Origin of the sequence: Streptomyces natalensis ATCC 27448 (genome assembly GCF_000935125.1) — a bacterium.
Taxonomy (GTDB): Bacteria; Actinomycetota; Actinomycetes; order Streptomycetales; family Streptomycetaceae; genus Streptomyces; species Streptomyces natalensis.
This window is the reverse complement of record NZ_JRKI01000061.1, coordinates 381,777-402,658: the sequence shown is the minus strand read 5'-3', so window position 1 is coordinate 402,658 and position 20,882 is coordinate 381,777. Positions and strand designations below refer to the sequence as shown.

Here is a 20,882-nt window from a genome sequence, read left to right as displayed (position 1 = left end):
GCGGTGAGCGGCGGATCCCTGGACGGCGGCCGGACCCCGGACACCGACGGCGGGCTCCAGGGCTGGCAGACCGACCGCAGCCGGGCCCCGGTCGCCACCAAGATCGTGGTCGCGGGCGGTTTCGGCGTCGGCAAGACCACCTTCGTCGGCTCCGTCTCGGAGATCACCCCGCTCCGGACCGAGGCGGTGATGACCCAGGCCAGCGAGGACACCGACGATCTGACCGCGACCCCGGACAAGACCACCACGACGGTCGCGATGGACTTCGGGCGGATCACCCTCGACGCGGACCTGGTGCTCTATCTGTTCGGCACGCCCGGCCAGCAGCGCTTCTGGTTCATGTGGGACGACCTCGTCCGCGGTGCGATCGGCGCGGTGGTGATGGCCGACACCCGGCGGCTGGAGGACTCCTTCCCGGCGCTGGACTACTTCGAGAGCTGCGGACTGCCGTACATCGTGGCCGTCAACCACTTCGAGGGCACCCGGTCCTACGCCGTGGACGACGTCCGCGAGGCGCTGACCGTGCCCGACCACGTCCCTGTCGTGATCATGGACGCACGGGAGCGGACCACCGTCGTGGCCTCGCTGCTGTCCCTGGTCGGCCATGCGCTGGAGACCGCCGCCGAATAGGCGGGTGCCGCCCCCCGTCACCCTCCCCTCACCGCAGTAACAGAGAAGAGCACCGCCATGCGGAAGATCCTTATCGTCGGAGCCGGCCAGTCCGGCCTCCAGCTCGCCCTCGGCCTCCAGGACAAGGGCTACGAGGTCACCCTCATGTCCAACCGCACCGCCGACGAGATCCGCTCCGGCCGGGTCATGTCGACGCAGTGCATGTTCGACACCGCCCTCCAGCACGAGCGCGATCTGGGGATCAACTTCTGGGAGAGCCAGGCCCCGCGCATCGAGGGCCTGGGCGTCTCGGTCGCCGCCCCCGGCAGCCACGAGGGGCCCGACGGCTCGCAGCGCGCCATCGACTGGGTCGGCCGGCTCGACGGCTACGCCCAGTCCGTCGACCAGCGGGTGAAGATGGCCGGCTGGATGGAGACCTTCGCCCAGCGCGGCGGTCAGCTGGTCATCCACGGCGCCGCCGTCTCCGACCTGGACTTCTTCGCCGGCCGCTACGACCTGACGCTGGTCTCGGCCGGCAAGGGCGAGCTGGTGTCCATGTTCGGCCGGGACGCGTCCCGTTCGCCGTACGACGCCCCGCAGCGCGCGCTGGCCGTCTCCTACGTCCACGGGATGGGCCCGCGCCCCGAGCACCCCGACGTCGAGGCGGTCCGCTGCAACCTCGTCCCCGGCGTCGGCGAGCTGTTCGTCATGCCGACCCTCACCACCTCCGGCCGGGCCGACATCCTCTTCTGGGAGGGCATCCCGGGCGGCCCGCTGGACGTCTTCCGGTCCGTCAAGGACCCCGAGGAGCACCTGGCCACCACGCTGGAGCTGATGAAGACGTTCCTGCCGTGGGAGTACGCGCGCTGCACCAAGGCCGAACTGACCGATGCGGGCGGCACGCTGGCCGGCCGCTACGCCCCGACCGTACGCAACCCCGTCGGCAAGCTGCCCTCCGGCGGCCTGGTCCTGGGCGTCGCGGACGTCGTCGTCGCCAATGACCCGATCACCGGCCAGGGCTCCAACTCGGCCGCCAAATGCGCCGCTTCGTATCTGACCTCCATCGTCGAGCGCGGCGAGGAGCCGTTCGACGAGGACTGGATGCAGGCCGCCTTCGACCGCTACTGGAAGACCGCGCAGCACGTCACCAAGTGGACCAACGCGATGCTGGCCCCGCCCCCGGAGCACGTCCTGAACATCATCGGCGCGGCCGGCCAGATCCAGCCGATCGCCGACCGTTTCGCCAACGGCTTCGACGACCCGTCCGACTTCGAGAACTTCTTCTACGACCCGGACAAGGCGAACGCCTACCTCGCCTCGCTCACGGGCTGAACCGGCCCCACCGGCTCACCCTGCCGTCAGGCCGGGCAGCCGGGCACAGGCCCTCCCGGCCGGCGGACTCCCGAAGACGGTCCGCCGGCCGGGTTCCTTGCCTTCAGGCCTCCGCCGGCAGATCACGTCGCACGCCGTCGGATGCCTGAACCTCCAGCCGCCGCAGGTCGGCCAGTTGCTCGGGGGACAGCCCCGCGAGCAGCCGCTCGACCTCCTTGAGCTTGCCCGCCGCCGTCTCGCGCTGGGAACATGCCCGGTCGGTGAGCGCCTGCTGCGCCTCCAGCGCGGCCCGCGCCCGGGTGGCCAGCACATCGGCCGTCTTCTCGTCGCCGGTCAGGCGCAGCACCGCGGCGCGCTGGCTGCGGGCCGCTTCCCGGATCAGATGCCGGGTGTCCATGGCCTGCTGGGGATTCTTCGCCAGCAGCACCCGCAGATACGACGCGACCGGCGAGGCCGCCCCCTGGTACTGGAGCCGCGCCAGCCGCCCCGCATCGGCCCGCCCGCCGGCCAGCTGCGTACGGGCCCGCGCCAGCTGCGCGGACAGGTCCTCGGAGTGCCGGCGGGCCGCCCGCAGATCCTGCTCCGTCGCGCGGTAGGCCGCGGTGGCGTCCTCGGACTCCCGGTAGAGCGTCTGGAGCTGCCGGAGCAGGGCGGCCGGGCTGCGGCGGTCGGTGGAGGGTTCGGCGGTCGCGCCCGTGGGGCCGCTGTCGGCCGGTTCGTCGGAGCCGCCGGTCCCGTCGGGCGTCCCGTCCGGCCCGGCGGGATCGCCGTTCATGCCTTCGGTGACCCTCCCCAGCTCGCCTTCGCCGGTGTCGGGGATCCAGGTGTCGGCCGTACCCGAGTCGGTGGTGGTGAGGGGGGTCGGCCCGGCCGACGGCTTGCCGGGCGAGGGCGAGGCGGCGGCCGGGGACCGGGTGTCCCGGGGCCGGGAGTCCGACGGTTTGGTGTCCTCCCACCCGGCGGACGCCGGGCCGCGCCGCGCGGGTCCCGCCGGGGCCGGCTCCCCTGCGGGTCCCGGATCGGCCAGGACGGACGAGGGCAGGGTCAGCGCCGCCGCGCCGAGGACCGCCAGGGTGCAGGCCCAGGGCAGAAAGCGCCGTGACACACGTCGGGTCGACACCGTTCCCACCTCCGCCGGAAGCATGCAAGCGCCCGGAGAGGCCCGGGCGATTCGGATGCTGTCACGACAGTCATACATTTCGGATGTACGGGCGTCGGTGGCGTCGCCCGGTCCACTCGATCAGCCGCCGGAACGGTCCCGCCGGAACAGCCGCCGCAGCCCGCCGCCGTCCTGCGGCGTGCCCTCGGGGTCGTACTCGTAGCGCCACCCGCTCGGCAGCCCCAGGCGCCCCACCCGTCCCGGAACCCGCCGGTAGACATGGACGGTCGGCGGCCGCCCGTCGTCGTTCGGCACCGGGATCTCATAGCTCTTCGGCGGCTGCCCGGTCGCGCCGACCAGCACGGGCAGGACCCGGCCGTCCAGGGGGCCGCCGACGAAGGGGGTGTTCTCACTGCGCACGCCCCCAGTGTCACATCCGCGCCGCCGGGCGGCCGATCACAGCAGGTGTGCGGCGCCGTGCGCGACCGGCAGGACCCGCCGGGCCAGATCGCCGACCGGCCCTGCGGCGGTCTCCAGCGCCAGCGCGGCCCGGGTGATCCGCGCGGTCTGCTCGTCCCGGGCCGCGGTGGCGGTCAGCAGTGCCACGAAATGGTCGACCAGCCAGTCGCGCAGTTCGTCGAGCGGCGGCCGCTTGCCCTCGTCGAGCCAGATCAGCGAGGCCGCCTCGACCGCCGTGATCCACATCCGCACCGTCATCCGCAGCCGCAGTCCCGGCTCCGGCTCGCCCAGATGCCGCAGGATCTGCTCGGCGGCCGCGCGCCGCACCTCGTCGACGATCGCGGTGGTGCGGGAGGTCTCCACGACGCTGCCGCCCTGGAGCAGCGCGCTGAACCCGGCGTCGTGCTCGTCGACGAACGCCAGATAGCGGTCCAGCGCGTGCGACAGCCGGTGGGTGAGCGGACCGGACTCCGGTTCGGCGAAACACCGCTCCAGCTGGTCGGCGGCGCTGCGCAGCGCCGCCTCGTACAACTGCTGTTTGCCGCCGGGGAAGTAGCGGTAGACCAGCGGCCGCGAGACCTCGGCGGCGGTGGCGACGTCGTCCAGCGAGACGTCCTCGGGAGCGCGCTGGGCGAACAGGCCCAGTGCGGCGGCGAGCAGTTGGCTGCGGCGTTGCTCGACGCTCAGCCTGCGGTAGGCGGGTCGGGGTACTGCTGGGGCGGTGCCGCTGCCGTTCATGAGCAGCAGCGTAACCGCCCCGTATTGCGCGTCGTACACCTGCTCGTGCCGAGGGGGCCGCATGCGCGTGCTTCACGCCAGCAGTCCGGAGCTGCGCCACAACCGGCGCCCCACACCCCGCAGTACGCCGATCTCGTCGAGGAAGTCGGTCAGCCGCAGGGCGCCGGACTGCATCACCTCGCGGCGGTGGCCGCTGGCCCTGACCTGTGCGACGGCCTCCCGCCGGTCGAGCCCGACGTTGGTGTAGACCTGCGGGTTGACGAAGGCGAGGGAGAAGACCCGGGCCGCCTCACCGCAGCTGACCCGGGTCAACTCCCGCTCCCAGCGCGGCGCGGTGACCATCTGGCGGCGCAGCTCCTCGCGGGCGTACCGGACGTGCCGGGCCTCCTCGACGACATGGATACGGGTCACGCCGCGCACCAGCGGCTGCACCCGCTCGTCGGGGAAGGTCAGCCGCTGCATCCAGTCGAGGATCTCCTCGCCGAGCAGGGTGCAGGCGAAGGAGCCGGGGGTGGTGGAGACCGTTTTGAGGATGCGGGCGAGGTTGTGGTTGAGGCGGGAGACGGGGTAAGTGGGCGCTTTGGAGCGCTGGATCATCCGCGCGAACATCTTGGAGTGCCGGCATTCGTCGGCGATCTCCGTGAGGGCGTAACGGACATGGGCGCTGGTGACCGGCTTGTCGTAGATGTGCCGGACCAGCAGCTGCATCAGGATGATCTCGAACCAGATGCCCAGCGAGGCGAGCGAGGCGGCCTCGTGCCGGGAGAGGTCCTGCTGCTGCTCGACGGACATCTTGTGCCACAGCGGGGTGCCGTAGAGCGAGAGGAGCTCCGGCGGCCAGAACCACTTGCCCTCTTCGAGGGGCGCGTCCCAGTCGAGTTCGGTGTCGGGGTCGAAGGAGTGCTTGGCGGAGGAGTCGAGCAGGCGCTCGGCGACCTGTTCCCGGTCCTTGAGCAGGCCGAGGGCGTCGCGCAGGACGTCGGTGTCCGTCATGGTCATTGCGGCTGGCGCGCTCGTCATGGCGTGGCTACCTCACTCATGGGTTTCTCGCTCATGCGGTACCGGAATCACGGGAGTTACCGGCGGTCACGCCGGAACGTCTCTTATGAGACTGCGTGTCAGTAAGCCCGTCAATCCCCCCTGCGCGACTTATTGACTCGCCAGTAAGAAACGTGTGAGCCTGCCAACGACTGCCCTCGGTGGCGCGTTTGATAAGCGTGTGTCGACTGAATCCGGTGTGTGTGCGATGAGTGTGAACAGCTGAGGAGGCGTCCGTGTCGAGCCGCGATCTGTACGTTCAGAACCCGGGCGAGGACCCGTGGGCGGTGCCCGCGACCGGGGCCGCCCGCTTCAGCTGGGAGTACGACGACGGCCGCGACCGGCTGCTCGCCCTCTACCAGAAGGGCAAGGACAAGCAGTGGGACGCCAATCTGCGCATCGACTGGGACCTGGAGGTCGACCCCAAGGACCCGCTCGGCACCCCGGATGAGTCCATGTCCCTGTACGGCACCAAGTACTGGGACAAGCTGACCGAAAAGGACCGCGGCGACCTCCGCCAGCACTACACCTCCTGGCAGTTCAGCCAGTTCCTGCACGGCGAGCAGGGCGCGATGGTGTGCGCTGCGCGCATCGTGGAGTCCGTCCCCGACATGGACGCGAAGTTCTACTCCGCCACCCAGACCATGGACGAGGCCCGGCACGCGGAGATCTACGCCCGCTTCCTGAAGGAAAAGATCGGGATGCTCTACCCGGTCAACGACAATCTCCAGTCGCTGCTCGCCGACACCCTGGGCGACTCCCGCTGGGACATGCCCTACCTCGGCATGCAGGTCCTGATAGAGGGCCTGGCGCTGGCCGCCTTCGGCATGATCCGCGACACCACCACCAAACCGCTGCCCAAGCAGATCCTCGCCTACGTCATGCAGGACGAGGCCCGCCACGTCGCTTTTGGCCGGATGGCGCTGCGCGACTACTACAAGCAGCTCACCGACGCCGAACTGCGCGAACGCGAGGACTTCGTCATCGAGGGCTGCTATCTGATGCGCGACCGGCTGCGCGGCCTGGAGGTGCTGGAGAACTTCGGCATACCCAAGCAGGAGGCCGCCGAGTTCACCGAGCGCTCCGAATTCCTGCACCTCTTCCGCAAGCTGCTCTTCAGCCGCATCGTGCCCTGCGTCAAGGACATCGGCCTGTGGGGCGAACGCCTCCAGCGCGCCTACGTGGACATGGGCGTCTTCGAGATGGGCGACTCCAACCTCGATCTGCTGATGGCCGAGGACGAGGAACTCGCCGAAAGACTGGACGCGGAACGCTTCGCCGCCGAGGAGGCGGCCCGTACGGCCGAGGTGGCCGAGGCCATCGCGCAGGGGACGCAGAACTGAGCGCGCGGCCCGCGGCGATCCCCGTCCGCGGCCCGCGGCCCCGGCGATTCATCGGACAGGTCCTACCGCCGCCCCGACCGCGCCAGCCAGCGGCCCTCGTGCCGGGACACCTCGATCGGCCGGCCGAAGCACGCGGTCATCCGTTCCCCGGTCAGCACCTCGGCCACCGGACCGCGCGCCTGCACCCGCCCATCGCGCAGCAGCAGGGCGTGGCCGATGGCCGGGGAGAGCTCCTCCAGGTGGTGGGTGACCGTGACGGTCGCCAACTCCGGCCGTCCCAGGGCCAGTTGGTGCAGGGTGTCGATCAGGTCCTCGCGCGAGGGCAGATCGAGGGCGTTGAACGGCTCGTCCAGGAGCAGCAGCGAGGGCTGTGACATCAACGCGCGGGCGATCAGGATCCGGGCCCGCTGGCCCCCCGAACACACCCCGTACGGCCGGTCCGCCAGCTCCTTGCAGTCCAGTTCGGCCAGCAGCTCGTGCGCGCGCTCGCGGACCTCCGCGTCGTATGTGCGCCACAGCGGCTGCACGGTGCCACTCGCACCGGTCAGCACGACCGTATGGCCCGTCGCGTCCTGCGGCACCTTCTGCGCGCCGGAGACCAGCCCGATGACGGCCCGCAGCTCGCGCACATCGACACGGCCGAGCCGGTGCCCCAGCACCTCGACACTCCCCACGGTCGGGAACATCAGCGCGCCGATGAGCCGCAGGATCGTCGTCTTGCCCGCGCCGTTGGCACCGAGCAGCGCCCAGTGCTCACCGGCGCGTACGGACCAGTCGATGCCGTCGAGGATGATCTGGTCGGTGGTGAAGCGGCGGACGCCCACGCCGTCCAGCGCGGCGATCACACGGGCGGGCCGGGGGGGCGAAGGCGGTGCGACGCTCGTCGGAAGGGTCATCGCCGCACAGTAGCTGCATACGGCAGCTTTCTGCGGGGCCGTCCGGCGTATGGACTCCCGCGGCGGCTACCGCAGGCCCAACAGGGCCCGTACCTTTGCGTACTTGGCCGTCAGCCGTTCCCGCGTCGCGCCGTCCAGGGCGGCCAGCCGGACCGGATCCGCGTTGTGCGCCAGATCCGCCTCCTTGACGAGCAGCGCACCGGGCGTGGCCAGGATGCGGGCGGTGTACGCCTCGACCCCTTCGCCCGCCCGCTTGGTGACGGCCAGGACCATCTCCTTGGTCGCCGGGCTCAGCGGAGCCCCCGCCAGCCACTCCTCGCTCAGCGCCGCATCCTCGACGGCGTCGTGCAGCCAGGCCGCCGCGATCTGCTCCGCGGTGCCGCCCCGCTCCCGTACGCACGCCGCCACCGCGGCCAGATGCTCGGCGTACGGGCGGCCGGCCTTGTCGGTCTGACCCGCGTGCGCCTGCCGCGCCAGCTCCTCGACCTCGGTGAGCGACAGCGGGCGGGCGGGTGTCGTTTCCGTCATACGGTCATTGTGACGGCGGCACGGTGTGCCCGTCGCGCCGCAGTGCGGCCGCCATCACCGCGCGGGCCACGGGCGCCGCGACGCTGCCGCCGCTGATGTCCGACCGGTCCGCCGAGGCATCCTCGACCACCACGGCCACCGCCACCGACGGCTCGGCGCTGTCCTCGGCCCGCGCCCAGGAGACGAACCAGGCGTACGGCACCCCTTCGTTGCGCACACCGTGCTGCGCGGTACCGGTCTTCCCGCCCACCGTCGCACCGTCGAGCGCGGCCTGCCGGCCGCTCCCGTGCGCCACCGCGTCGACCATCAGCTCCTGGAGCTGCCCGGCGACGGCCGGGGACATCACCTGGCGCGCGGGCCGCTGCGGACCGGTGTCGAGGGTGGTCCCGCGGGCATTGGTCACCGCGTCCACCAGATACGGCGGCGTGAGGATCCCCCCGTTGGCGACCGCCGATGCGACCATCGCCATCTGGAGCGGGGTGGCGGTGGTGTCGAACTGCCCGATCGCCGACTGCGCGACCTGCGAGGCGTCCATCGTCGTACCGAAGGTGCTGGCCGCCACGGGGAAGGGGATCCGCAGCCGGCGGTCGTTGAAGCCGAACCGCTCGGCGACCTGGGCCATGGTGTGCAGCCCGATCCGGGCTCCCAGCCGCGCGAAGACGGTGTTGCAGGAGAGCCGGAAGGCGTCCCTGAGGCTTGCGTTGCGGCAGCCGGGCACGGAGTTGCCCAGCCGGGTGGCGGTGCCGGGCAGGGTGTAGGGGTCGGGGGTGTCCGTGGGGGCGTCGATGTCGGTCACCGTACGGCTCTCCAGCGCCGCCACCGCGGTGACGACCTTGAAGACCGAACCGGGCGGATAGGCCCGCTCGACCGCCCGGTCGAGCATCGGCCGGTGGGCCGCACCGGTCAGCCGCCGCCAGTCGGCGGCGACCGACGTGCCGTTGCCGGAGAGGGCGGTGGGGTCGTACGACGGGGTGCTGGCCAGCGCCAGGATCCGTCCGCTGCGCGGTTCCAGCGCGACCACCGCGCCCTTCCTGCGGCCCAGCGCCCCGAACGCGGCGCGCTGGAGGGCGGGGTCGATGCTGGTGGCGACGCTGCCGGGGGGCCGGTGGCCGCGGATGATCCGGTCCCACCAGGGGAAGGTGGCCAGCCGGTCGTCGGTGCCGGCCAGGATGCCGTCCTCGGCGCGCTCCAGCAGGGAGGTGCCGTAGAGCTGCGAGGCATAGCCGGTGACCGGCGCGTACAGGGGGCCGTCGGTATACGTGCGCTCGTACCGCAGCCGCCCGCCGCTGTCCCGGGAGCCGGTGACGGGCCGGCCCGCCACGAGCACGGGCCCCCGCGGCTGCGCGTAACGGGCCAGTGCGGCACGGCGGTTGGCGGCATTGGCGCTGTAGGACCCGGCCTCCCACAGCTGCACCCGCGCGGCGTTGACCAGCAGCGCGACCAGGAGCAGGGCGCACAGCGCGGCGGTCTGCCGGATGCAGCGGGTCATGGGCGGGACTCCGGGGCGGAGCGGGGTTCGGGGGGCGGGCTGTGTTCCGGGACGGGGTGGTGTGCCGTTTCGTCCCTCCGCTCACCCGCCCCCTCCGGCGCCCGTGCCCGGTCGCTGATCCGCGCCAGCAGCGCCACGATGATCCAGTTCGTCACCACCGACGACCCGCCCTGCGCCAGGAACGGCATCGCCATCCCCGTGAGCGGAATCAGCCCCATCACCCCGCCCGCGATGACGAAGACCTGGACGGCGGGCAGCGCGGCCAGCCCCACGGCCAGCAGCCCGCCGAACGGCTCGCGGATGCCCAGCGCGGCGCGGAAGCCGCACCCCACCAGCAGCGCGTAGAGCACGAAGAGCGCGGTCAGCCCCGCCAGACCCAGCTCCTCGCCGACCGTCGCCAGCACGAAGTCGGACTTCATGGCGAATCCGATCAGCTGGGAGTCGCCCTGGCCGAGCCCCGTCCCCAGCAGTCCGCCCGCCGCGAACGCGAACAGCGACTGCGCCAGCTGCCCCGGCCCCCGGCCCGCCGCGATCCCCGCGAACGGATGCAGCCAGTCCGTCACCCGCCCGTGCACATGCGGCTCCAGCGTCGCCACCGCCGTCGCCCCGCCCGCCGCCAGCAGCAGCCCGACCGCCAGCCACCCGACCCGCCCGGTGGCCACGTACAGCAGCACCACGAAGATCCCGAAGAACAGCAGCGAGGTCCCCAGATCCCGCTCCAGCACCAGGACACCCACACTGACCAGCCAGATCGCCACCACCGGCCCCAGCACCCGGCCGGGCGGCAGCCGCCCGCTCCACCCCGCGTGCCCGATGTCGGCCAGCACCTCGCGGTTCGCCGCCAGATACGCCGCGAAGAAAACGGTGATCAGCACCTTGGCGAACTCCCCGGGCTGGAACGAGAACCCCGCCACCCGGATCCAGATCTTGGCGCCGTTGACGGCCGGGAACAGGATCGGCGCCACCATCAGCAGCAGGGCGAGCGCGGCACAGGGGTAGGCGAACCGCTGGAGCGTGCGGTGGTCGCGCAGCAGCACCACCACGGCGGTGAACAGCCCGACGCCCACCGTCGACCACACCAGCTGCGCGGGCGCGGCCCGGTCGCCGGGCGTCTCCAGATCGAGCCGGAAGATCAGCACCAGGCCGAGACCGTTGAGCAGCACGGCGATGGGCAGCAGCAGCGGATCGGCGTACGGGGCGCGCAGCCGTACGGCGAGATGCGCGAGCAGGGCGAGCGCGGCCAGTCCGGCGCCGTAGGTGACCGCTCCGGCCGGCAGCGCGTGCCCGGTGGCGGCGCCCACCGTCAGATAGCCGCAGATGCTGATGAGTACGGCGCCCACCAGGAGGCCCAGTTCGACGCCCCGCCGCTTCGGGGGCAGCGGCAAGGGTGGGGGAGTGTCCGCGGGTCGCGCGGGAGCCGCCGATGCCGTTGCCGTCATGCCAGGCAACGTAGCAAGCGGTGAGCCATATATCCGTTATGTCGCACCCGGTGTTCGGGGCGGCGGCCGCTTCCAGGATCGCGCGCCGTCGCCCGCGCCCCCACCCGCGACGCACCCGGCACCAACTCCGCCCCTCGCGTCGTGCCGTTGGCCACCGTCGGTGCGGGTGTCGGTGTCGGTGTCGCTGTCACCGGCCCGTCGTACGGATCGCGGGGACCGCCCGATCGGGGCATGAGGCGTTCGCCACGCCCCGCACCCGCCGCCGGCGCCGCCCGGAAGGCGCCGGGCTGCCGGCCGGGACGACGGCACCCGGCATCCCGACGCCGTCCCGGCCTACTGGCAGGCCCAGTTCGCGACGGCAAGGCGGCGCGCAGGGGGGTACGACGGCCGGGGTACCTCCCTGACATCCCGCCGTCCCCTTCTTCGTTACGCCCTCGTTCCGTCAACGCCCCCAAGGGCACTTTGTAAACTCGTCCGGACCGACCGGACAACCTGAACGCTCCGACCGGCGTCAAGGAACTCGACGCACCGCCGCGCCGAACTCCCTCGACGGCCGCCGACCGAACGCAGCACCCGAAGAAGACGCGAAGAACACCCGAAGAACGCCCGCAGAACACCCCGAAAAGCCCCACCGCACCGCAGCACCGACCGCACCACCGCCGAAAAGACCCACCAGCCCACCAGGCAACCAAGCCCCTCAGCCCCCAGCCCTCACCGACCCCACAGACCGAAACCACACCGAACCACGAGGCCGAGCCGACACGCTGCTGCGGCCGACCGGGACACCGGTCGAGGGCATGGACCCCGCGCCATGACCCGCCGCCGCCGAGCGAGGGGCTATGGCGTACGTCTCATCCGTGCACGCCGAGTGGAGGTCCCGTGCCGTCTCGGCCCCGATGGGCCGCGGAGTGCGGGTGACCGACCCCCTCGACGAAAGGCAGTATTAGCGTCATGACGACTCTCCGTTCCCGGATCATCGCCTGGGCCGGCCGCATGTATCTGGCGAGAACGCGCAGGAAAGGCTTCGACCTGTCTCGAATGTCTTTCTTGCCCGAGTCCGTTCTGATGCCGCTGCGGCGCGAGGGGCTCGACCCCGTGGGCGAATTGGGTGCGGTCCGGGAGAAGGAGCCGATCTCCCAGCTTCCGGTGCCGATAGCCGCCAACGTCTGGCTGGTCACCGGCTATGACGAGGTCAAGCAGGTCCTCGGGAAGGTCAATGCCTTCAGTTCGGACTTCACCAACCTCGTCGGCAAGGCGGGTGCCGGCGCCGAACAGAACCCCGGCGGCCTGGGATTCGCCGACCCGCCGGTCCATACGCGCCTCCGCCGCCTCCTCACCCCCGAATTCACGATGCGCCGCCTCGGCCGCCTCACCCCCCGTATCCACGAGATCGTCGAAGAGCGTCTCGACGCCATGGAAGCGGCGGGCAAAAACGGCGACCCCGTCGATATCGTCCATTCCTTCGCCCTGCCCATCCCCTCCCTCGTCATCTGCGAACTCCTCGGCGTCCCTTACGAGGACCGAGTCGACTTCGAACGCCTCAGCGCCGCCCGCTTCGACCTGTTCAGCGGGGCGAACGCCTCCTTCGGCGCCATATCCGAATCCCTCTCCTATTTCCGGGACATCGTCAAGAAGCAGCGGGAGAACCCGGGCGACGGCCTGCTCGGCATGATCGTCAAGGAACACGGCGACTCGGTCAGCGACGAAGAACTCGCGGGCCTCGCCGACGGCGTGCTGACCGGCGGCTTCGAAACCACCGCCAGCATGCTCGCCCTCGGCGCCCTGGTCCTCCTCCAGGACCCGAAGCATTTCGACGCCCTCAAGAACGACGACACCGACTCCGACACCATCGAGCGCTACGTCGAAGAACTCCTCCGCTATCTCACCGTCGTCCAGGTCGCTTTCCCCCGCTTCGCCCGCGAGGACCTCGAAATCGGCGGCGTACAGATCTCTTCCGGAGACGTCGTCCTCTGCTCCCTCAGCGGCGCCGACCGCGATGGCAAACTCGGCCCGGAAATGGAGCAGTTCGACCCCTCCCGCAATGTTCCCTCCCACCTCGCCTTCGGCTACGGAATACACCGCTGCGTCGGCGCGGAACTCGCCCGTATGGAACTGCGGGCCGCCTATCCCGCCCTGGTCCGCCGCTTTCCCGCCATGCGCCTGGCCGCCCGGCCCGAGGACCTCGAATTCCGCAAGCTCTCCATCGTCTACGGAATCGAGTCCCTCCCGGTCCACCTCAACGGCTGACCGGCCACCACCCCGCTCCGCGCCGACCGCCGGGGGCCACGGGCGCGCAGCATGCGGCCGCGTGCGGCGCCCCGGGCCCGCAGCCGGGGCAGCGCGTCGGCCTCCCCGCGCCGCCACCGCCGTACGCAAAGGCCCCACGGGCAAAGGACGTCGCCGCCGGCGCACTCAAGCGCATCCACGGCTCCAGGCGCCCCCGCGGCCCGCTCCGCCATGCCAAGGGGCCGGACCACAAGAACGGCAAAGGGCGGGACCCACGAGAAACGCCAAAGGGCCGGGCCCATGAAACTGGGACCGACCCTTTGATTTTCGGCACTCGCGCAGATACCCGGCATGATCACGCTGGTTTCTGCGAAGTGCCCCCGGCAGGATTCGAACCTGCGCACACGGCTCCGGAGGCCGTTGCTCTATCCCCTGAGCTACGGGGGCGTTGTCGCCGGTGTTCTCTCGGCGACGGGTAGAACACTACCAGCTCTGATGGGGTGTTCAGGAACAGGGTTTTGCGGGGCCGCGGGGAGGGGCCCGGAGGCGGTCGTAGCGCATGGCGAGGGTGCCGTGGCGGGGGTCGGGGAAAGGTCCCCCGCATGGGGGCGGAAGTGGGCAAAACCGGGACGCAGCCGCAGGTGGGCCCCTAGTCTCATGGTGTGCCTGGCTTGTCCGGTCGGATCCTTGTTGTCGATGACAACAAGGTGATCCGCCAGTTGATCAGAGTCAATCTCGAGCTGGAGGGCTTCGAGGTGGTGACCGCGGCTGATGGTGCCGAATGTCTGGATGTCGTGCACGAGGTCAGACCGGATGTCGTCACCCTCGATGTCGTGATGCCGCGGCTGAACGGCCTGCGCACCGCCGCGCGGCTGCGGTCCGATCCCCGCACATGGGACATCCCCATCGCCATCGTCAGCGCCTGCACCCAGGGCGAGGTGGACAACGGCGAGTGGGTGGGCGTCGATGCCTTCCTGGCGAAGCCGTTCGAGCCGGGGGAGCTGGTACGGACCGTGGGGATGCTGGCTCGCGAGGGGCGGCAGCGGGAGCGCGGGGCCGAGGGGGACGGTGGGCGTACGGTCCAGCGGGGCGAGGGGGCCCCGGGGGACGCCGGGCGGGGCGGCGGATGCGAGGAGCTGCCCGGGCTCGGGGAAACGGGTGTGCGGGATCAGCGGCCGCCTGCCGCCTGAGGGTGTCCACAGGGCGAAACCGGTGGGCTGACCCGGACCCTTCTCCCATACGCTTGTCTCGTGACCCCCGCCGAGCTCTCCCGTACCGTCCTGCGCTCCGTGCGCGGTGCCGTGGACGATGAGGAGCTCTCCGTGCCGGTGCCGGCCCGGATCGTGGTGCGGCCGCCGCGGCGGGCCGGATGCGGGGACTACGCCTCGAATGTGGCGCTCCAGCTCGCCAAGGACGCCGGGCGGCCGGCCCGGGAGGTCGCCGAGATTCTGCGCAGGCGGCTGGCGGGGAGCGCCGGGATCGACCGGGTCGAGATCGCCGGGCCGGGGTTCTTGAACTTCACGCTGGGCGGCGGGGCGCGGGGCGCGCTGGTACGGGAGGTACGGGCCGCCGGCGCCCGTTACGGGGAGCAGCAGCGGAGAGCGGGGGAGGCCGCAACCAGTGCGCCGGTTGCCGGTGCGCCCGTTTCCCGCGGCCCGGTCCCCGACGCCCCCCTTCACCGCGGCGCCCGTGGCCTCGTCGTCGCCGAGGCCCTGGGGCGGATCGTGGCGGCGGCCGGGGGCGGGCGGCCGCGCGACGTGGCCGCGGCGCCGGAGGCCGCCCGGGAGTGTGCCGGGATGGTTGCCCGGCTGGGGGAGGACGAGGCGCGCTGGGCGCTGCTGCGGCCTGCGGCGCGGGATGCCGTACGCCTGCCGGAGCGGCCGGAGCAGCGGGAAGAGAATCCGCGGTTCCGGGTGCAGTACGCCTACGCCAGGACGCGGGCCCTGGTACGGCAGGGCCATGACCTCGGGTTCGCGCCCGAGGGCGGGGAAACGGTGACGTCCACAGGGACGCCCACGGGCACGGGTACGGACGCGGCCGCCGCCGAGCCCGCGGCTCAGGAGCTGCTCACCCTCCTGGCCACCTATCCCGCCGCCGTCGAGTCCGCCGCCCGGCTCCGCGCGCCGGACCGGCTGGTGCGGCATCTGGAGGCGACGGCGGATGCGTTGCCCGGGTGGTGCGAGGAGTGCCCGCCGCTGCCCGTCGGGGAGGGCAAACCCCTGGCCGTGCACCGCGGCCGGCTGGCTCTTGCCGAGGCCACCGGGACGGTGCTCGCCAACGGCCTGCGTCTGCTCGGCATCTCCACGCCCGACTACCTTTGATGTGTACTGAGAATTTGAGGGGATCCCCGCTGTCATGAGTCGTTCCGCGCACCCTGCCGGGCCCCGGCATGCCGATGTACTGCCCGAGGGGCACTACGCCGGGCCGCCCGCCGATCTCAATACCCTTGACCCGCAGATCTGGTCCCGTACCGTCCGGCGCAATGCCGACGGCGTGGTGACGGTCGGCGGGCTGGACGTCCGCGCGCTGGCCGAGGAATTCGGTACGCCGGCGTATTTCCTGGACGAGGACGATTTCCGGGCGCGCTGCCGGGCCTGGAAGGACGCCTTCGGATCGGACGCCGATGTCTTCTACGCCGGAAAGGCGTTCCTGTCCCGCGCCATCGTGCGGTGGCTGAACGAGGAAGGGCTGCATCTCGACGTCTGTTCCGGAGGAGAGCTCGCCACGGCGCTCGATGCGGGTATGCCGGCCGAGCGGATCGCCCTGCACGGCAACAACAAGAGCGTCGAGGAAATCACCCGGGCCGTGGAAGCGGGCATCGGGCGGATCGTGCTGGATTCGTTCCAGGAAATCGTGCGGGTCGCGCATATCGCCGAGAAGCTCGGCAAGCGGCAGCGGGTGCAGATCCGCGTCACGGTCGGTGTCGAGGCGCATACGCATGAATTCATTGCGACCGCCCACGAGGACCAGAAGTTCGGCATTGCGCTGGCCGAGGGGCAGGCCGCGGAGGCCGTACGGCGGGCGCTGAAGCTGGACGGGCTGGAACTGATCGGAATTCACAGCCACATCGGGTCGCAGATCTTCGATATGGCCGGTTTCGAGGTGTCCGCCCGCCGGGTCGTGCAGCTGCTCACCGAGGTGCGCGACGAGCACGGCATCGAGCTGCCGGAGATCGATCTCGGCGGCGGTCTGGGCATCGCCTACACCTCGGCGGACGATCCGCGCGAGCCGCACGAGATCGCCAAGGCGCTCGGCGAGATCGTGACCAAGGAGTGCGAGGCGGCCGGCCTCGGGGTACCGCGGCTGTCCGTCGAGCCGGGCCGGGCGATCGTGGGGCCGACGGCCTTCACGCTCTACGAGGTCGGCACGGTCAAGGAGCTGGAGGGCCTGCGGACGTACGTGTCCGTGGACGGCGGGATGTCGGACAACATCCGCACCGCTCTGTACGACGCGGAGTACAGCGTGGCCCTGGTCTCGCGTACCTCCGACGCCGAGCCGATGCTCTCGCGGGTGGTCGGCAAGCACTGCGAGAGCGGGGACATCGTCGTGCGCGATGCGTTCCTGCCGAGCGATGTGGCGCCGGGCGACCTCCTCGCGGTGCCCGCCACCGGCGCGTACTGCCGGTCCATGGCGAGCAACTACAACCACGCACTGCGGCCCCCCGTCGTGGCGGTCAGGGACGGTGCGGCCAGGGTGATCGTCCGCAGGGAGACGGAGGAAGATCTTCTGCGGTTGGATGTCGGGTAGGGCCGGATCCACGGGGCCGGGCCCCGGATGAAATAAATGTCTCGGAATCCGGACGACTGACGGAAACTGCCGTCCGGTGCGTGAGACTGGTGCATGAGCACGCTGCTGCGTGCCGGGGCGAGCTGCCGGTGCACCGGCCAACGAACAATCGCTGATCGATGAGAAGCAGGGGTCGAATGATGCGTACGCGTCCGCTGAAGGTGGCGCTGCTGGGCTGTGGTGTGGTCGGCTCAGAGGTGACGCGCATCATGACGACGCACGCCGACGACCTCGCTGCCCGTATCGGCGCGCCCGTGGAGCTCGCCGGAATCGCCGTCCGCCGTCCCGACAGGGTCCGCGCCGGCGTCCCGGCCGAGCTGGTCACCACCGATGCGACCGCGCTGGTCAAACGCGGTGACATCGACGTGGTCATCGAGGTCATCGGCGGCATCGAGCCGGCCCGTACGCTGATCACCACCGCGTTCGAGCACGGCGCGAGCGTCGTCTCGGCCAACAAGGCGCTGGTGGCGGCCGACGGCGCGGCGCTGCATGCGGCGGCCGAGGCCAATGGCGCGGACCTGTACTACGAGGCGGCCGTCGCGGGCGCCATCCCGCTGGTGCGGCCGCTGCGCGAGTCGCTGGCCGGCGACAAGGTCAACCGCGTGCTCGGCATCGTCAACGGCACCACCAACTTCATCCTCGACAAGATGGATTCGACCGGCGCCGGCTACAGCGAGGCGCTGGACGAGGCGACCGCGCTGGGCTACGCCGAGGCCGACCCGACCGCCGACGTCGAGGGCTTCGACGCCGCCGCCAAGGCCGCGATCCTGGCCGGTATCGCCTTCCACACCCGCGTGACCATCGACGATGTGCACCGCGAGGGACTGACGGAGGTCACGGCGGCCGATATCGCCTCCGCCAAGCGGATGGGCTGCACGGTCAAGCTGCTCGCCATCTGCGAGCGGGCGGCGGACGGGGCGTCGGTGACGGCCCGGGTGCACCCCGCGATGATTCCGCTGACCCATCCGCTCGCCTCGGTGCGCGAGGCATACAACGCGGTGTTCGTGGAGTCCGACGCGGCCGGGCAGCTGATGTTCTACGGGCCCGGAGCGGGCGGTGCGCCGACCGCCTCCGCGGTCCTGGGCGATCTGGTCGCGGTGTGCCGTAACAAGCTCGCCGGGGCCACCGGACCGGGCGAGTCCGCCTATACGCGGCTGCCCGTCAGCCCCATGGGCGAGGTCGTCACGCGCTACCACATCAGTCTCGATGTGGCCGACAAACCCGGCGTTCTCGCGCAGGTCGCCACCATTTTCGCCGAACACGGCGTATCCATCGATACGGTCCGTCAGCAGGGCAAGGACGGAGAGGCCTCCCTCGTCGTCGTCACCCACCGGGCGGCCGACGCGGCCCTGTCGTCGACCGTCGGGGCACTGCGCGAGCTGGACACCGTCCGCGGCGTCGCCAGCATCATGCGGGTCGAAGGGGAGTAAAGGAACCCATGTCTGCCAATTCCACCGCGTCCTCCGCCAACGGTCAGTGGCGCGGCATCATCGAGGAATACCGCGACCGGCTGCCGGTCAGCGACACGACCGAGGTCATCACCCTCCGGGAGGGCGGCACCCCCCTCGTACCGGCCCAGGTGCTCTCCGAGCGCACCGGCTGTGAGGTGCATCTCAAGGTCGAGGGCGCCAACCCCACCGGCTCCTTCAAGGACCGCGGGATGACGATGGCCATCACCCGGGCCAAGGAGGAGGGCGCCAAGGCCGTCATCTGCGCCTCCACCGGCAACACCTCCGCCTCGGCCGCCGCCTACGCGGTGCGCGCCGGCATGGTCTGCGCCGTGCTCGTCCCCCAGGGCAAGATCGCCCTCGGCAAGATGGGCCAGGCGCTGGTGCACGGCGCGAAGATTCTCCAGATCGACGGGAATTTCGACGACTGTCTGACGCTGGCCCGCGGCCTGTCCGACAACTACCCGGTCGCACTTGTGAACTCCGTGAACCCGGTGCGCATCGAGGGCCAGAAGACCGCGGCCTTCGAGATCGTCGACATGCTGGGCGACGCGCCCGACATCCACGTCCTGCCCGTCGGCAACGCCGGCAACATCACCGCGTACTGGAAGGGCTACCAGGAGTACGCGGCGGACGGTATTGCCACCCACAACCCGCGGATGTGGGGCTTCCAGGCTTCCGGCAGCGCCCCGATCGTGCGCGGCGAGGTCGTCAAGGACCCGCACACCATCGCCACCGCGATCCGTATCGGCAACCCCGCCTCCTGGCAGTTCGCGGAGCGGGCGCGGGACGAGTCCGGCGGCTTCATCGATGAGGTGACCGACCGTCAGATCCTGGCCGCCTACCGCCTGTTGGCCTCCCAGGAGGGCGTCTTCGTCGAGCCCGCCTCGGCCGCGTCGGTCGCCGGTCTGCTCAAGGCCGCCGAGGAGGGCCGGGTCGATCCGGGCCAGAAGATCGTCTGCACGGTCACCGGTAACGGCCTCAAGGACCCGGACTGGGCGGTGGCCGGTGCGCCGCAGCCGGTGACGGTCCCCATCGACGCGGACGCCGCCGCCGAGAAGCTGGGCCTGGCCTGACGGCCCCGGGTGCGGGCCCGCAGCCGTCCCGCACCCGTCCAGCACCGCACGAAAAGCAAAGAGTGCAAAGGCTGCAAAGCCCGAAGAGGCCGACGTCGGGGCACGGGAAGGCGCGCGACACGCTTCGTGCGCCTCCTGTGCGCCCTATGTCGTCACAGAACCTTCCTTCGATAGGCTGGCAGCCAACTCCCCTCCCCACGGCATAACGCAGTGGTGTGCAGGGCAGGTCAGAACAGACCCCATGAGCCGTCCGGGCGCTCCGGCGCCGGAGTTCTGGGGCAGTACCGCAGCATCAATCAAGGAGAGTCATCGAGCGATGGCCGGTCCCGCGTTCCGCGCCGCCGCCGTCCGGGTGCGCACCCCCGCTTCCAGCGCCAATCTCGGTCCCGGCTTCGACGCCCTCGGCCTGTCCCTGGGCCTGTACGACGATGTCGTGGTGCGGGTCGCCGATTCCGGTCTGCACGTCGATATCGCAGGTGAGGGCGCCGAGACGCTCCCGCGAGACGAGAGCCATCTGCTCGTGAAGTCGATGCGCGCCGCCTTCGACCGGCTCGGCGGGCAGCCGCGCGGCCTGGAAATCGTGTGCGCCAACCGCATCCCGCACGGCCGCGGTCTGGGCTCCTCGTCGGCGGCCATCTGCGCAGGCATCGTCGCCGCCCGCGCCGTGACGATAGGCGGCGAGCAAAAGCTCGACGACATCGCGCTGCTGGAGCTGGCCACCGAGCTGGAGGGCCATCCCGACAACGTCGCCGCGTGCCTGATGGGCGGTTTCACGCTCGCCTGGATGGAGACCGGGACCGCCACCGCGCGGGCGATCCGGATGGATCCCGCCGATTCCATCGTTCCGGTGGTCTTCGTGCCCGGAAAACCGGTGCTGACCGAGACCGCCCGCGGACTGCTGCCGCGTACCGTCCCGCACGGGGACGCCGCGGCCAACGCCGGCCGCGCCGCACTGCTCGTCGAGGCCCTGACCAGGCGCCCCGAGCTGCTGCTGGCCGCGACCGAGGACCGACTTCACCAGGAATACCGCGCCCCGGCGATGCCGGAGAGCCTGGCCCTGGTGAGCCGACTGCGCGCGGACGGCGTCCCCGCAGTCGTCTCCGGTGCGGGCCCCACGGTGCTCGCACTGGTCGAGGATGCGACGGCCGACAAGGTTGCCGCGCTGGCGGGTGAGGGGTGGGCGGCCAACCGGCTGACCCTCGATGTGGCGGGCACATGTGTGCTGCCGCTCGCCGGGTGATCACGCGTGTGATCGACTGATTGCCGGTCTTGGAGAGGGGGAATGTTTGTTGGATCCGGTAGTGTTAACCTCAAGTCAGTACCCGACACCTATGGGGTGCGGTGCTTGGTGTCCCCAGTTGGGACCACTTTCTTCC

At 71.2% G+C, this 20,882-nt stretch carries 18 protein-coding genes and 1 tRNA gene; 10 read left to right on the top strand and 9 right to left on the bottom strand.

What is annotated here, in order from left to right:
• The first annotated feature begins 3 nt into the window (after window positions 1-3).
• A complete protein-coding gene (locus SNA_RS32475) occupies window positions 4-630 on the top strand; it encodes a GTP-binding protein (protein ID WP_241779928.1) in 627 nt (208 codons plus the stop codon).
• Between the two features lie 57 nt (window positions 631-687).
• Window positions 688-1,941, top strand: coding sequence for a styrene monooxygenase/indole monooxygenase family protein (locus SNA_RS32470; RefSeq protein ID WP_030065511.1), 1,254 nt, complete (start codon window positions 688-690; stop codon window positions 1,939-1,941).
• 103 nt (window positions 1,942-2,044) lie between these two features.
• On the opposite strand, the gene SNA_RS38725 is transcribed toward SNA_RS32470, so the two are convergent.
• The 4 genes from SNA_RS38725 to SNA_RS32450 all read right to left on the bottom strand — a co-directional run bounded on the left by SNA_RS38725 (window position 2,045) and on the right by SNA_RS32450 (window position 5,236).
• Complete coding sequence (locus SNA_RS38725) at window positions 2,045-3,061, bottom strand: coiled-coil domain-containing protein (RefSeq protein WP_157880156.1); 1,017 nt, start codon at window positions 3,059-3,061, stop codon at window positions 2,045-2,047.
• A 120-nt stretch (window positions 3,062-3,181) separates the two neighbouring features.
• Complete coding sequence (locus SNA_RS32460) at window positions 3,182-3,460, bottom strand: hypothetical protein (RefSeq protein ID WP_044367967.1); 279 nt, start codon at window positions 3,458-3,460, stop codon at window positions 3,182-3,184.
• A 36-nt stretch (window positions 3,461-3,496) separates the two neighbouring features.
• Entirely contained in the window at window positions 3,497-4,237 is a 741-nt protein-coding gene (locus SNA_RS32455; RefSeq protein WP_044368340.1) for a TetR/AcrR family transcriptional regulator, read from the bottom strand.
• Window positions 4,238-4,309: 72 nt separating this feature from the next.
• A complete protein-coding gene (locus SNA_RS32450) occupies window positions 4,310-5,236 on the bottom strand; it encodes an AurF N-oxygenase family protein (RefSeq protein WP_104532119.1) in 927 nt (308 codons plus the stop codon).
• A gap of 275 nt (window positions 5,237-5,511) precedes the next feature.
• On the opposite strand from SNA_RS32450, the gene SNA_RS32445 reads away from it, so the two are divergent.
• Window positions 5,512-6,618, top strand: a complete 1,107-nt coding sequence (locus SNA_RS32445) for a ferritin-like domain-containing protein (protein ID WP_030065515.1) — start codon at window positions 5,512-5,514, stop codon at window positions 6,616-6,618.
• Window positions 6,619-6,680: 62 nt separating this feature from the next.
• On the opposite strand, the gene SNA_RS32440 is transcribed toward SNA_RS32445, so the two are convergent.
• The 4 genes from SNA_RS32440 to SNA_RS32425 all read right to left on the bottom strand — a co-directional run bounded on the left by SNA_RS32440 (window position 6,681) and on the right by SNA_RS32425 (window position 10,970).
• Window positions 6,681-7,514, bottom strand: a complete 834-nt coding sequence (locus SNA_RS32440) for an ABC transporter ATP-binding protein (RefSeq protein WP_044367966.1) — start codon at window positions 7,512-7,514, stop codon at window positions 6,681-6,683.
• A gap of 66 nt (window positions 7,515-7,580) precedes the next feature.
• Window positions 7,581-8,042, bottom strand: a complete 462-nt coding sequence (locus SNA_RS32435) for an HD domain-containing protein (protein WP_030065517.1) — start codon at window positions 8,040-8,042, stop codon at window positions 7,581-7,583.
• 4 nt (window positions 8,043-8,046) lie between these two features.
• Window positions 8,047-9,531 carry a penicillin-binding transpeptidase domain-containing protein gene (locus tag SNA_RS32430; protein WP_044367965.1) on the bottom strand — a complete coding sequence of 495 codons (1,485 nt, stop codon included), beginning with the start codon at window positions 9,529-9,531 and terminating at the stop codon, window positions 8,047-8,049.
• On the bottom strand, window positions 9,528-10,970 hold the full coding sequence (locus tag SNA_RS32425) for an FtsW/RodA/SpoVE family cell cycle protein (protein WP_078970352.1): 1,443 nt from the start codon (window positions 10,968-10,970) through the stop codon (window positions 9,528-9,530). Before SNA_RS32425 ends, SNA_RS32430 begins: the two co-directional genes overlap by 4 nt.
• A 951-nt stretch (window positions 10,971-11,921) precedes the next feature.
• Here SNA_RS32425 and SNA_RS32420 point away from each other — a divergent pair.
• Complete coding sequence (locus SNA_RS32420) at window positions 11,922-13,217, top strand: cytochrome P450 (RefSeq protein ID WP_078970351.1); 1,296 nt, start codon at window positions 11,922-11,924, stop codon at window positions 13,215-13,217.
• Between the two features lie 354 nt (window positions 13,218-13,571).
• On the opposite strand, the gene SNA_RS32415 is transcribed toward SNA_RS32420, so the two are convergent.
• Window positions 13,572-13,643 (bottom strand) — tRNA-Arg (locus tag SNA_RS32415).
• Window positions 13,644-13,858: 215 nt separating this feature from the next.
• Here SNA_RS32415 and SNA_RS32410 point away from each other — a divergent pair.
• The 6 genes from SNA_RS32410 (at window position 13,859) to thrB (ending at window position 20,746) form a co-directional block, all read left to right on the top strand.
• Window positions 13,859-14,386, top strand: coding sequence for a response regulator (locus SNA_RS32410; protein ID WP_030065523.1), 528 nt, complete (start codon window positions 13,859-13,861; stop codon window positions 14,384-14,386).
• Window positions 14,387-14,446: 60 nt separating this feature from the next.
• On the top strand, window positions 14,447-15,517 hold the full coding sequence (gene nrtL / locus SNA_RS32405; RefSeq protein ID WP_030065524.1) for an ArgS-related anticodon-binding protein NrtL: 1,071 nt from the start codon (window positions 14,447-14,449) through the stop codon (window positions 15,515-15,517).
• A gap of 34 nt (window positions 15,518-15,551) precedes the next feature.
• On the top strand, window positions 15,552-16,943 hold the full coding sequence (gene lysA / locus SNA_RS32400) for a diaminopimelate decarboxylase (protein WP_030065525.1): 1,392 nt from the start codon (window positions 15,552-15,554) through the stop codon (window positions 16,941-16,943).
• Window positions 16,944-17,119: 176 nt separating this feature from the next.
• Complete coding sequence (locus SNA_RS32395; protein ID WP_030065526.1) at window positions 17,120-18,412, top strand: homoserine dehydrogenase; 1,293 nt, start codon at window positions 17,120-17,122, stop codon at window positions 18,410-18,412.
• A gap of 8 nt (window positions 18,413-18,420) precedes the next feature.
• Window positions 18,421-19,506 carry a threonine synthase gene (gene thrC, locus SNA_RS32390; RefSeq protein ID WP_044367964.1) on the top strand — a complete coding sequence of 362 codons (1,086 nt, stop codon included), beginning with the start codon at window positions 18,421-18,423 and terminating at the stop codon, window positions 19,504-19,506.
• A 316-nt stretch (window positions 19,507-19,822) separates the two neighbouring features.
• On the top strand, window positions 19,823-20,746 hold the full coding sequence (gene thrB, locus SNA_RS32385) for a homoserine kinase (RefSeq protein WP_030065528.1): 924 nt from the start codon (window positions 19,823-19,825) through the stop codon (window positions 20,744-20,746).
• Window positions 20,747-20,882: the final 136 nt, after the last annotated feature.